Annotated in this window: 12 protein-coding genes and 1 pseudogene; 4 read left to right on the forward strand and 9 right to left on the reverse strand. The window is 57.6% G+C overall.

Annotation, left to right across the window (positions count from 1 at the left end; all coding sequences use genetic code 11):
* Window positions 1-59: 59 nt before the first annotated feature.
* From H147_RS0115660 to H147_RS0115690, 7 genes and pseudogenes are all read right to left on the reverse strand, one after another.
* The gene (locus H147_RS0115660; protein ID WP_019956337.1) at window positions 60-716 is read right to left on the reverse strand and encodes a hypothetical protein; all 657 of its coding nucleotides are present in this window, start codon (window positions 714-716) and stop codon (window positions 60-62) included.
* A complete protein-coding gene (locus H147_RS21415) occupies window positions 713-1,459 on the reverse strand; it encodes a hypothetical protein (protein ID WP_019956338.1) in 747 nt (248 codons plus the stop codon). Before H147_RS21415 ends, H147_RS0115660 begins: the two co-directional genes overlap by 4 nt.
* 52 nt (window positions 1,460-1,511) lie before the next feature.
* A pseudogene (locus tag H147_RS21600) lies at window positions 1,512-1,913 on the reverse strand (DNA cytosine methyltransferase); the annotation flags it as partial.
* A 62-nt stretch (window positions 1,914-1,975) separates the two neighbouring features.
* The gene (locus H147_RS0115675; RefSeq protein WP_019956340.1) at window positions 1,976-2,947 is read right to left on the reverse strand and encodes a helix-turn-helix domain-containing protein; all 972 of its coding nucleotides are present in this window, start codon (window positions 2,945-2,947) and stop codon (window positions 1,976-1,978) included.
* Window positions 2,944-3,336: a VRR-NUC domain-containing protein gene (locus H147_RS0115680; protein WP_019956341.1), complete on the reverse strand. Its 393-nt coding sequence runs from the start codon at window positions 3,334-3,336 to the stop codon at window positions 2,944-2,946. The genes H147_RS0115675 and H147_RS0115680 overlap by 4 nt, the downstream gene beginning before the upstream one ends.
* Complete coding sequence (locus tag H147_RS0115685) at window positions 3,333-3,572, reverse strand: hypothetical protein (protein ID WP_019956342.1); 240 nt, start codon at window positions 3,570-3,572, stop codon at window positions 3,333-3,335. The genes H147_RS0115680 and H147_RS0115685 overlap by 4 nt, the downstream gene beginning before the upstream one ends.
* Complete coding sequence (locus H147_RS0115690) at window positions 3,569-3,814, reverse strand: helix-turn-helix transcriptional regulator (protein WP_026352600.1); 246 nt, start codon at window positions 3,812-3,814, stop codon at window positions 3,569-3,571. The genes H147_RS0115685 and H147_RS0115690 overlap by 4 nt, the downstream gene beginning before the upstream one ends.
* A 443-nt stretch (window positions 3,815-4,257) precedes the next feature.
* On the opposite strand from H147_RS0115690, the gene H147_RS0115695 reads away from it, so the two are divergent.
* Window positions 4,258-4,854 (forward strand): hypothetical protein, encoded by a 597-nt coding sequence (locus tag H147_RS0115695; RefSeq protein ID WP_019956344.1) that lies wholly within the window; start codon window positions 4,258-4,260, stop codon window positions 4,852-4,854.
* Window positions 4,855-4,880: 26 nt separating this feature from the next.
* Here the strand turns inward: H147_RS0115695 and H147_RS0115700 are convergent, their stop codons facing one another.
* Complete coding sequence (locus H147_RS0115700; protein WP_019956345.1) at window positions 4,881-6,140, reverse strand: tyrosine-type recombinase/integrase; 1,260 nt, start codon at window positions 6,138-6,140, stop codon at window positions 4,881-4,883.
* 180 nt (window positions 6,141-6,320) lie between these two features.
* Between H147_RS0115700 and H147_RS20835 the strand changes: the two genes are divergently transcribed.
* Entirely contained in the window at window positions 6,321-10,778 is a 4,458-nt protein-coding gene (locus H147_RS20835) for a sacsin N-terminal ATP-binding-like domain-containing protein (RefSeq protein WP_162561696.1), read from the forward strand.
* Between the two features lie 657 nt (window positions 10,779-11,435).
* Here H147_RS20835 and H147_RS0115705 read toward each other — a convergent pair.
* On the reverse strand, window positions 11,436-11,987 hold the full coding sequence (locus H147_RS0115705; protein WP_162561697.1) for a hypothetical protein: 552 nt from the start codon (window positions 11,985-11,987) through the stop codon (window positions 11,436-11,438).
* Window positions 11,988-12,054: 67 nt separating this feature from the next.
* On the opposite strand from H147_RS0115705, the gene H147_RS21070 reads away from it, so the two are divergent.
* Entirely contained in the window at window positions 12,055-12,474 is a 420-nt protein-coding gene (locus H147_RS21070; protein ID WP_019956347.1) for a hypothetical protein, read from the forward strand.
* A gap of 146 nt (window positions 12,475-12,620) precedes the next feature.
* Window positions 12,621-12,812 (forward strand): transposase (locus tag H147_RS0115715; protein ID WP_026352602.1); only part of this gene is annotated, 192 nt, incomplete at its 3' end.

The following is a 12,812-nucleotide window of genomic DNA, read 5'->3' on the forward strand; positions in this document are numbered from 1 at the left end:
TCTCGTTGTTCCTCACGGTGTATTTTTGCTGCCATTGGAACATTTGTGTTCCTCAATCTTCATCGCCGCCACGGCTTCATCTTCGGCATCGCCGCCGTCACCTCGACCTCCCGCAACATTCGTCCTGCCACCAACCCGTCGCGCACCCAATCCAGCGCCTGCCGCCACTCGTCATAGCCGCGCCGGGCAGACGCGATCTGTTCCGGGTGTGGCCGCCAGGTCACCGGGCAGGCCAGAACGTCGACAGTTCGCCATTTGCCCCGGGTCAGCACCCGTTCAGTGCCAACCACCACCGTTGTCGACCGCTCGCCGTGCTGATTGCGCTTGGACTCCACGGGCACACAGCGCGGCACGACGCCGGGCATCCAGTCTGGGGTCAGCCCTGCGCGGGCAAGTTCGGCCACGCGGATCGCCATGCGAATGCCGCCGAGGCTGTCGGGCATGCCCGCGACAGTGGCGGCAATCACCTCGGCGTCCGCGTGGGTGTAGCTGCCCATTTTGTGCTGGCCGCCGTCGACCTTGCAGCCTAGCGCACCACGCTGCATCAGGACATATTCCAGACCAAAACCGAAGCCTTCCTCGACCACATCCTTCGGTGGGGGCAGTTCCAGCTGCGCCTTTTCTACCCGGAACGCCCATTCCAGCGCTGCCTGCACGACCAGCGCGCGTTTCTCCCGTCCGCCGCCTGTGCGACCGATCCGTCCCTGCATGCTCATGGCAGCAATCCTTCAAAGAGGTTCATCTGCGCTGGGCCCTCTGGATCGTCCGTAGGTCGCCAGATCCATGGGCCCGAGGCCGTGGGCAGCTGCGAGAGTGCGCCACGCATATGCTGCTGCCAGTGGGTGAACTCCGTTGCCGAGCAGGCGCAGAGCGCGTGACCTATGGGCCAACCCATCAGCCATCCGACGAAGAGCGGGTTCAGCCGCCGCCGTGCCCGGGCTTTCAGGATGCGCCGCGAGACGACCCGCCCATGTGAGGCAATCAGATAGGCCCACAGCGGGCGCGAGATCGGGCCGTGCGGCGAGGACCGCTGCCCATGCCGCATGATCACCGGGTCCGGGCGGGTGAAGCCCTGTTCCGCCCGGTAGTGCAGGATATCCATTCGGGACTTGCCATCCGCCCGCGTCACGCTCGCCGCGCTGCTGCCCTTCCAGTTCTGCGCGGCCGGTGTCGGCCACTGGATCGCTTGCGCCGACAGCTTCGGCTCGCCCCGGCTGTTGATCTTGCCGCGCTGCCGGTCCATCTGATCGTCCGCCACCGGCGTTTGCCATTTCGCCGCCTGCGCTGGCAGGGGCGGCATCCCGCCCGAGCCATAGCTCTGCCCCGGCCCGCCCTTCGCGCCATCTGTCGCCTTGGGGGTCGACCAGTTCGTGATGCCCAGCGCCAGTGCCTCGGCCTTGCGGGTGAAGTCGCTGTTGCCCGCCGGGTTGTAGCTGTCCGTGCCGGGATGCAGGCTCATCGGTGTGGGCCAGGATGAAGATGCGCAGCCGCTGGTGCGGCGCGCCGACTTCTGCCGCGCTGAACAGACCCGCCGCAGGCGTGTAGCCCATGTCCCAAAGCTCTCGCAGCACGGTCTCAAGCCCGAGGGTGACGTGCCCGGGGACGTTTTCGAGGAAAACCCACTCGGGAGCGCATTCTCGGATGATGCGGGCAACTTCTGGCCAGAGGTGGCGGGGATCGTCGGCACCGCCGCGCTTTCCGGCTGCGCTGAAGGGCTGGCAGGGATATCCGGAGAGGACGATGTCGAAGGCACCGTGGAAGGGCCGAGCGTCAAAGCTGCGTAGATCGTCCCAGATCGGCGCGGGCGCGAAATACCCTGCGCGCTGGGCGGCGATGAGCACAGTTCGGGGCCAGTCCTCCCATTCGACAAAAGCGCGGGTGTGGAAGCCGGGCTCGGCCAGCATGAGGCCCATATCCAAGCCTCCACCGCCCGCGCAGAGGGACAATCCGTGCCAGGGACGTGACACCAAGCCATTCACAGGATCCCCCGCTGACGCAACCTGTCGGTCGTCACCAGCTTGCGGGCCAGCATCGCTTCGCAGATGGCGGTGCTGATCATGCTGGGAGGCAGGTATTCCTCGGAGTTGACCTTGGCCGCGTAGAACGCCGCCAACTCATCCGGGCTGGCTGTCGGCTTGCCTTGCGCCTTTCGGCGCTGCTTGGCTTTCAGGGCACTGCCATTTGCGGCAGCCTCCTGCGCATAGCGCTTTGCTGCGCGTTCCATGAAGCGATCCAGCGCCTTCGGACCATCGGGCGGGTTCGGATGGTCGCGCCGGGTCTCGGTCGCGACCTCGATGATCCGATCCTCAGACAATCCGAGGTCGTCGAGCCAGCGGCGAACGTTCAGCCGAGCGGGCTCGCCCTGCCACCAAGCCGGGAGGGTCGCGTTGGCAGCAAAGCCCAGCGCGCCCAGCAGTTCTGTGAAGAACCGATCAAAATCGATCTCGCGCGCCTGCGCGTCCTCCTCCTCCTCCTTTACAGGTTTACTTAAGGGTTCTCTTACAAGGTTAATCTCCGGATTCCGGAGATGGTTTTGGGCAAAATCCGGAGATGGCTTTGCCGTAAATCCGGAGATGGCTCCGTGTCCGGAATCAGGAGTTGGGTCGGCGTCCTCGTCTTCCTCCTTTCCGACAAAGCCGTCTCCAGTTTCCGGAGTTGGCTCTGGTCGAAATCCGTCCTCGAACCCCAGGATGTAACGTGTCGCTTTGCGCTTGTGGGTACGCGGATCAAAGCTGCGCACCCGGTGGATCAGGCGCAGGTCCTCGAGTTTCCTGAGATGTTCGTTCAGCGCAGAAACTGACATCTCTGCGTCGTCGGCCAGTCGTACCTGCGTCGGGAAACAGCCGAAGTCCGGATTGTGCCGGTCGCAGAGGAACCAGAGGACGATCTTGGTCGCAGGCTTCAACCCGCGTTGCTGGATGGCCCAGACGGTTGCCTTGTGGCTCATGATGCCGCCCTCCGCGCCGGGCGGGCACGGCTGGCAAAGCCGTGATCGGCCAATGCGCCCAGCGCCTCGTCGACGGAGCGCACCAACGCCCAGCTGAACCCTTGCGCGCAGACGGTGTCGCGAAAGACCTCCTGCGATTTGCGCAGACGGCCGGTGGGGCTTTTGACCTCGAGGAACAGCACGCGACCGCCCGAGAGCACGATCAGGTCGGCAAAGCCGGAATGGACGCCCATACCGACGAGGATCGACTGGCGGATCTTGCCGCGCGGCCCGGCCTCCGTGACCTCGTTGGCGCAGTGATGCACGAGGGCGTCGCGGGGGAGCGCGAACCGCAGGGCCTGCACGATGGCACGCTGGGTGTCCGCCTCAGGGGTGCTGCGGCGGTTCATGCGGCACCGCCAGTCGGTCCAGATGCTGCGGCGGTGGCGAGATGCCTGTGCAGTCGATCCAGCAGACGCAGCAGGTCGATTGCTTCGGCGCATTCGTCGGCTTCGTCTGTGTGTTGCGAGACGACGCGGGCGGCGAGGATGATCAGCGTATCCGGATGATGGGCTACATCGGCAAGGACGCCGCGGGCCTCCGCGAGCCGGTCACGACGCCACTGGTCGGATCTGGCGGCGGTCATCTCCGACCTCTGGCCGCTTTGGCCCTCGGCATCTCTTGCGCGGCCAGCCAGTCCTGCACGGCCGCGCGCCGATAGAGCACCATGCGACCCGCTCGGACGCAGGGCGGCCCTAAGCGCCGCGCCTCCCATCGCCCCAGGGTGTCGACCGTCACGCCCAGCGCATCAGCCAGGTCCTTGCGGCTGATCCAGCCCGACAGCAGGGCTGAGGCGGTCATATCCGGTTCTGTCTGTGATTGAATCATCTCTGCCTCCTGTTCGCCGCCCGGTGTGGGCGGTCGTCGTCAGGCAGCGAAATCAGATCGGTAGGGGTGGCGGGGTGGCGCAGGGTGGCGGTCATTCGTCAAAACCAATGCCACCCCTTGTTTTATTGGCGTTCTGAATTTCCCGGGCAGCGCGCGACTCAGACGCAGTGCGTAAACTGAACGTGAAGAACAGAGATTGATTGCGTTCTATCTTTGTTCCGGCTTTTCTACCCTTAAGCGAGTCGCGTGAGGCAAGAATCGAAAGGGGGAGCAAGAATGGCCGAAATCTATATTCAACTGCCTTTGATCTTTCCCCAGCCCCTCGCCGACGCGGTTTTCGCGCGCGGCTGATCTTCATTTTAGGACTGCCAGGTTTCAGGCCGCCTCCATCAGGAGAGCGGCGCGCGGGCCTGTTTCATAAAAACAAGAAAAGGAGTTGAGGCATGGCATTGCCACCCCGCGTCTATTTTACATTGCATGAAGCTGCAGCCCGCTGGGATTGCACCCTTGCCGATATCGCAGGCTGGGCGTCGGTTGGGCGTTTTGACATCGTAACGGCCATCCGGTCCATTCCCAATGGCTTGCAGCCACTTTCAGGATTTGGCGCTGTGTTGGTCACAGATATCCTGGAGATGTTCCATCGCTGCGGCACGGGCCCGACCACCAGCCGCCTGTGGCGGGTGCGGCCGTTAAACCAAGCAGAATGGGTCTTGCTGACCGAACATCCCGCCGGGATCAAGGTCACGCTGGCGGACCTACTGATCATGGCCGAAGACGTCCACCGGTTCGAGACAGATTGCGATCTGCTGCGCCGCCCGGCATCGCACATCGGGTCGACCGCACGCTATGACTGGGACGGGATGTATATCTCGCTCATTCGTCGCGTTCATGAACACGGCGTGCCAGAAACGCAGGCCGAGTGGGTCGGAGAAGTACAGCAATGGTTCGTGGAAAAGTCCGAGAGCGGGGAAGTGCCGGATGAACGCACGATTCGGCGCAGGCTCACCCCGATCTGGAAAGCGCTGCGGGAATCGTGCTGACCTTCAGTACGGCCATGCGCGGAGGGTCAAGCCGACTTCTGCGCCTCGTCGGCGTCATGCACCAGCTTTGGCCGAGGCCGGAAGGCGCTGGCCACGGCATCCACACCCGCACGCAGCGGCGAGTCCATCAAATGGGCATACCGCTGAGTCGTTTGCATCTGGCTGTGACCCAAGAGCTTGCCGATCATCTCCAGTGATGCGCCGCCGCTGACCAGCAGGGACGCAAAGGTATGGCGCAGGTCATGAATCCGAACGTCGGGGATATCGACCTGCTTCTGGATGCTGGCCCAGAAGCGGCGGATTTCCTTGACCGGCTGGCCCGGTACATCGCCGGGAAACAGCAGGACGCAGCCGCGCGGCACCAGCAGCTGGCGCTGGCGCACGATTGCCGCTGCCTCATCGGAAATTGGCAGACGATGAACCTTGCGCTGCTTGGTCATACTGGCGGGCTTGGACCAGCTCAGATGCTCAAGGTTGAAATGTTCAAACCGCGCTTGTCGGACCTCGCCGACGCGCGCACCGGTGAGCATGCACATCCGGATGATGTCTGCCGCGCGGCGATCCTCGGCCGCATCAAGCGCCTCGGCCAGCTTGTGGATTTCTTCATGGCAAAGAAAACGTTCGCGGGGGTTTTCGATCCGACGGCGAAAGCCTGAGGCTGGGTTATCGTCGCGCCAACCCCAGCTGACGGCATAGGTGAACATCTTGCGAAGCACCTCGCCGGTTCGGTTGGCGCGCACCGGGGTCAGTTTTGCCCCCTGTAGCTTCCGCGCCCGGTTGTTCGGCTTCGTCTTCGAGGGCCGAGCCCGCCCCGAGGCCACCTTGTTCAGCAGCTTTTCCACATCGTAAGGCGTGATCTCTGTCACCAGCCGATTGCCCCATTCGGGCACCACCAGCTTGGCCAGCATCGATTTTTGATCGGAGGCATTGGTGGGCGCGAGGTGCGGCAGATGCACCTCGGTGTACCGCTCGATCATATCTTTCACGCGCGGCGCATCACGGCCGGTTTCCTTCTGCCCAAGCGGGTCGGCCCCGGCGTCGATTTCGCGGCGCAGTTCTTTTGCCCGTTCGCGCGCTGATGTGGTCGACCATTCCGGCCAGCGCCCGATGGTCATCCGACGCTGACGCCCGGCGTGGCGATAATCGATCGTGAAGGCCCGGTTGCCCGAGCGATAGATGCAGACGGCAAACCCGCGCACATCGGTGTCAAAAATCTGATAGTCCCGCCGCTGTGCCGGTTCGGCGTCGCGGACGGATTTTTCATTCAAACGCAATCGGTTGACCATGCAACTCACCCTCCAGTCGTCATCCCATGACGCGTAGATTCGCGCCGTTAGCAAGCGAAGCATGCCACGAAGGGTGGCGGGGTGGCGCAGGGTGGCGGTCATGCCGCTGTCGATACGCCAGCCTAGACCTGCCATGCGAATAAGCTCATTATGATTAGACTTGCAAATTTGGAGACTTCTATGAGTGAACGGGTGGCGAATGACCTTGTGACATTACCGGTCGAGCCGACTGCAGTAAGAGATATGGACAACGGCAAACGAGCAGCCAAGTCTATTTGGGACGATACAGACGATCTGGATGATATTGTTGATCCCAGAACGCCCGAATTTGCTACCGCCGTAATTGAAGGCCTTGCCCAAGCACTGTCATCGTCTCCAGGTGCGGTTAAGAAAGTCATGCGTGGGGCTGCGGCAGCAGCTGAAGATTTGAATGTCGAGCAATTCCAAGGTTTAATTGAGGTTATTCAGAACGCGGACGACTTGCGGGCAACAGAAGTGCGGTTCGCACTTCGTGACGGATCTTTTGGGAAAGAGCTGTTAATCGTTCATAATGGACATCCGGTTGCGTGCCAGCACGTGCTTGGAATGGCACTGCCGTTTCTGACTACAAAAACGAATAGAACTGACCAACGAGGACGATTTGGCATCGGTTTAAAGACACTAAAACGTATTGCTCATGATCTTTCTATTCACTCACGGCCGTATCATTTCTCGGGTGATCAACTTACGCTGCGGGTAGTTGGAGCTGAGGCAGCATTGCCAGGGTTTTATGATCCCGCGGGCGACACGTTGTTTGTTCTAGAGCTCAAAGACGACTTCGAAGAGTCCGACCTTCAGGCTTGGTTTGAAACTTGGGATGATCATGGCCTCGTTTTTCTTGGCTCTGTGTCGCGCTTCGTGTGGTGTGACCTGTCGGGGGAAACGCTCAATGAGCGGTCGCTAGTCTTTGAGCCGTGGAAAAGTGTTGAACCAACGCCAGCATTTGAGAAGTCTCTAAAACTGGAAAATCGAGTGGTTAAGGGTGCGCAATGTGAATGGACAGTCTGGAGGGCGCAACTGCAGGTTCCAGAGGAGCTTCATCCTGCGCACAAGGCCCGGAGCAACACTACGTACATATCTATAGCCGCGCCAACTCATGCGCTAGAGGGGCACCTTTATATTGGCTTTAAGACGCGAATTCCGGTTGAACTACCTTTTTCAATTGATGCCCAGTTTGACCCAAGCACAGCACGCGAGGCGCTTATTGAGAATCCTTGGAACGGATGGCTAATTGCGCGCTGCGGTGATGTACTAGCAGAGATTGCATACCATGCTCTACTGAAAGACCCTGTCAAAGCGTGGTACCTTGTCCCTCTGAAAAGTGAGCACATCGGGACGGAGGCTGATCGCTGGCTGCGCAGAACTTTCGACGCTTCATTCGAAGCAACACGGCAGGTGCTAGGTAAGCAGGGCGTTATTCAACTAAGTGGCGATCCTGTTCCGTTGGATCGCATTGCCTACGAAAGCGACGAACTGACTAGCTTGCTCAGCGCCTCTGACATAAAACTTCTATCAGAAGGTATGGACGCACTTCCTTTAACTTTGCGGGGAACGGGATCACGCTGGCGATCGGCGTTGGGTCAAATTGGTGTAAGCCTTCGTATTGGAACTGCTGAACTGTTGGCCGGTTTTGGCAAACGTCTTTTCATCGAGAAAGCACCCGAATGGTGGGTGTCCGCAGATCGCATTCTTGTTGAAAGTCATAGTGATGATGAGATTTTTGGCGTTCCGATTTGGCTATCAAATGACCTGCGAGCGCTTCCCAGTTATCGGATTGGCACGACCGCTAAACCACTGATCTTGGGCGGAGTTGTTTCGCCCTTTGCCGCTAGGTGGAAGCTTCTTGATCGACTGCATCCAAACTATTCAGATAGCGGCAATGACGATGCCGTTATTGCGGTCAGTTGGTTAAATGAAGAGGCAGCATTTGAATCAAAATCTAACGCTGAGACGGAAATTTCAGCATTTGCAGAGCATTTCGGAAAAAATAAGCTAGAGATTGAAGACTCAGATCTTCGTGAGCTCCGAAATCGTTTTGATGAACTGAGTGATGGCCGCTGCGAGGAGCTTGGCCGCGAAGTCGGTTCTTCACTTCTGCTAGACGGATTTGTCTACAAAGATGGGAAAGTGCAACGGCAAAAGGTCTCGCCTCGGGAAGCCTATCTTTGCAAAACGTTGGATTCGGATTCGCCTCTTTGGCCCACGGCGGCTGCTACATTACCGGGGATCAAATGGATTCAGGCAAGGTATAGTGATCAGCTAAAGTCTGGCGCGACACGATATGCTCGAAAGCGGGCTGATGGAACAATTTCTAGAGGCCCAAGAAAGTTTTTGATGTTGCTTGGCGCAGAAGTAGCGCCGCGTCTCGAAGAGGTTGGCCTTGTTCGAGGAGGGGGCGCTACGCGTATGCGTGATTTACGTGCCGTTGGGGCGGAACAAGTTGGAAACGACTACGTAAGCCGAGATTTGGAACGTGTGCTTTCTTCATATAAAAAGGCATCCAAGAAGGAACTACGGATTCGGAGTCCTGCGCTCTTTAAGGCATTGGCTAAGGCTTGGGACCGCCTGTACGCAGACAGACAGATGGTTGGATCGCAGCATGTTGCACGAGTGTATACCTACCCAAAAGCGTCAGTAACAGCCGACTGGCTCTTAAACCTTCGCGAGACGCCTTGGATTGCAGTGGGCAAGGGAGAACTGTCTATCCCAGGACAGGCTGTGATTAAGACCACAGAAACGCAGTCACTTTATGGTAACTCAGACTTTGTGATTGACGTAAGTGGCGGTGACTTCAGTGCTGATTTTGCCGCGTCGCTCGGTCTAATAACAACAGTCCGCGTTAGTGATTTGATTGCGACCATTCAAGACATTCGAGATGGCACCGATCTGGTCCAATCTGCACAGGTTATGCTGATCTATCGGAATATTGCCAAGCAAGTTCCGAAGGTTGTGGCTTGGAATACAAAAATTGGCGATCTTACTGCTCAGGAAATGAAAGCCCGGTTTTCAGAAGGGCGAGGGCTCATCTATGCCGGAGGTGATGTCTGGAGACGTCCGACAGACCTCTTGCGAGGCCAAGATATCTTCCATGATCGTTCGAAATTTGTACCTGGGGGCCCAGCACTTCCAGCGCTTTGGGCTGCGGTTGGCGTCAGAGAGCCGTCGCTTGACGACTGCCTGCAATACTTGAAAGGCCTCGCAGGTAGCCTTTATAGCGTCGATGTAATCTCTGTCTGGATTGATGTTTTTCGTTACATAGAGCCGTTACTAGAAAAAGCAGAAAGACGGCACAAAGACCGTCTAAAGGCACTGCCTTTATACTGTGGAGACACTTGGCACAGTGAACGGCCAATCGTTCTTGTTGAAGATAGTGAACTTCGTGGACAACTCTCAAAAGCCTTACCAAAGCGCATGTTTTGGACCCCTCCCTGCGATATGCGAGAACTGCCGACCCTTGTTTCGCTACTTGGTGTTACCCCCAGCGAGCCGACGCTCAGGGTTGTTGACAGCCGTGAGCCTGCTGAAATGCATGGTGAAGCTGTGCGACAACGCTTTGTGCGAGCTGTTGATCATTTATCGAACGAGCTTGCTGTCAATGACCCGGGAACGAGGCAGCGGATGTCAATCGGATGGCAAGAGCTTCGAGATATAAGACTTTTTGTATATCCTGGCCCGATAGCCGTCCGTGCAGAGGACGAAAACATTATAGCAGGACCGGTTGCGATTGAGCTGCAGGCCCTAGTCACAGCGGATGTTCCTAGCGAGCTCCATGTGTGGGAAGAGGCGCTAGCGAAACGGGAATACTGCGGACACGCGATTGCCTCGTTATTTCCTGTTGTATCGCGTCGCAGAATTGAGGCTGAGTGGGTTGTCGCGTGGCAGGAAAGCCAAGAGCGCGCGGCTGCGGTCATTCACCTTGCCTCAGACGAAGAGCATGAAGAAGCAATGCATGATCGGGCTGCGAAGATAAATTCTCTGCCGAAGAAGAAAACACCTGTTAGCCAGCCAGGAGGACGGGGACAATTGGCAAAGCCGCGATCTCTTAAAGAGCAGGTTGGGGCCATCTTGGGTGCCACAATTGTCCCAGGCAACCCGCCTAAGCCATCTGTGGTTCCTGCTAAGCCAAAGCTACACGATCAAGCTCCCTCAAAGAAGCCAATTAGTTCAACTTTAAAAGCTGGCCCGACATCGTATACAATAGCTGACCTCGAACAACGTGGTTGGGAGTTGCTCGTCCAAGCGCTTGAGACTTCTGCTGACGAGGCGTTGATTGATTTTCGCAACCGACGAGGAGTGGGTGCGGATGGCGTTATCGATTGGAAAACCTTCGTCGAGATGAAGGCAACAGGTCGATCCCCACAATCTTCTATTGAGATGTCAAATGCAGAATACGATCGCGCCAAACAGCGTGGCAATGACTTCATTCTCGCTCTCGTTAGTGGCCTAGAAGAGGATTACCCAGACGAAGTGCGACTCATATTCGACCCAGCAAATCGTGTAACTGTTCGACCACTAAATGGTGTTAAACTAGTTGCGTTAGCTGAGGCGCCGTCAATTTTAATTACGTTTGGAGATGCGGATTTGGACAGTAACGATTAAGCAGATCAATCAAGATATGTGGTGAGGAATTATTTGTAATCGCTGCCGCCACATCAACGCCACCTCAACCCGCGTACGCCGTTTTGGCGCGGCTGGTGACGGTGAAAGCGGGGCATTGTCGGGCGATGCCGGAACGGAAAGTGCGTGATTTCAGAGGTTTGGTAGGTAAGTTGTTGATATAGCTAAGTTGCTGGAATCGCTTGAATTTCGGCTCATAACCTGAAGGTCGTAGGTTCAAATCCTACTCCCGCAACCAAAAAAGCCAATAACTACAATGCATTACGCCCCGCCTTTCGCGGGGCTTTTTGCTGTCCAAATTCCAGGTCAACAATAGGTCAACAAAACAACCCAAACTGCGTGCGAATCCAGTGCCTTAGTAGTTAAGCCCGCACTCAACCGCGTCAAAACGGACCAAGCAGTAGCTCACCCGTGTGAAGCGGGAGGTTTGACATTAGAGCGTCCCGGCAAGATAAATGCAGCGAAGGTGACCTGAGCCTAGAGGCGCAGATGCTGCAATATCCACCAAAGGTAGTTTGCAGGAAAATCAAAGCGCAGCGTTTTAAGAAACGGCACATCTATGCGGTTGGCTGGTCTTCCCATATGTTCGGTCAGGCCACCTCCCTTAACCAACGAAGGTTCTTTGTTTTGTCAATTGTATCAATTACCTTTTAGTCGGAACCGGAGCGCATCCAAGGCTGGACGTCCAGCATTAATCAAGACGGCCCTCAAGCCGGGCTTTTGGGCCAGCAGATCCTCCAAGACCTTGACGCAACCGAGTACTTCTGCGTCCGCAGGCACAATGTCTTTTGCGGCAAACAGTAAGCCGATTGCATCAGATTCTGACTTGAGATGCGCGGCTTCCAACGAGTACCGATCTTCCAGCGCGGCGATCAGATCGTCTTGAGAACGTGACGCTATCCATGCGTCCAACTCTGAGCGCTGTTTTCGACCAGAAAAAATTCTGGTCCGCTCTTCGATTCTGATGATGCGACGTTCAAGTGTCGCAAGCAGGCTAAGATGAAGGTCCTGAGCAGCGCGTAGAAGGTCCTGCAACCATGTTGTCATCAGATGCTTCTGAACTGCACCTTTCAAAGTGCTGTTTCCCAAAAGGGCTGCACTGCCTATTGCAGGACCCAGAATGAGTGCTCCAGCCGGCCCGATGGCGATTAGACCGATCCAAGCGCCGGCCTTGCCGCCAACAAGGGCCAACGCTCCTCGGGAGGCACCGTCGAGAAGGAGCCAGGCAGGCAGGTCCGAAATCGGGACCCGCCCCTGCATGACTTCCAGCCCCCCCCCGCAGGACACCGATCGAGAGCGCAAACTGCAAAATATCAGGGTCGGCAAGATCTGCTGCGTGGCCGAGCGTTTCGGCAATCTGTCCTTCCAGAGTTGCAATTTCGAACCCAGGCACCGTGGTCACAAGATGTGCCCACGGTGCGTCGCTTTGGGCTGCTTTCTCGGCGAGCGCGGCATTGGCTATAACTGGAATATCTGGATATTTTTCGAAGTGTTCGGTCAAGTTGGAAAGTGCGGTGCCACACTTCACCTGAACCGGCCGACCATCAACGAGAAGATCGAGTCCTGGGGTATTACTTGCCTCGGCGAGGCTGACATCGTGGCCGTCTGCGATCAGTTGATCCATCACGAGGCGCTCAGCTGTGTATCCCCGCAAAGACCAACTGGCACCGGGGATTAAGAATTCGCTCGCTCGGCATGCAAAAGCAATAGGATCCCCGAGATCCTCAGAACGCGAAAAGAGAGGTGGCTGCGCAAATTTGAACAACTGGGATAAGTGGATTTTCCGCGCAACAGCAGCATGATGCTGCAAGCGAGGAGATGATGATGACAAAACGACCGCGCCGGAATCACAGCCCGGCATTCAAGGCGAAAGTGGCCGTGGCCGCGATCAAGGGCGAGAAGACGCTGATCGAGCTGGCACAGGATTTCGACGTTCACCCGAACCAGATCAAACAGTGGCGGGACCAGCTGCTTGAGGGTGCGACTGGTGTTTTTGGGGACGCCGCGAAGGCCGAA

Source organism: Yoonia vestfoldensis DSM 16212, from assembly GCF_000382265.1.
GTDB lineage: Bacteria > Pseudomonadota > Alphaproteobacteria > Rhodobacterales > Rhodobacteraceae > Yoonia > Yoonia vestfoldensis.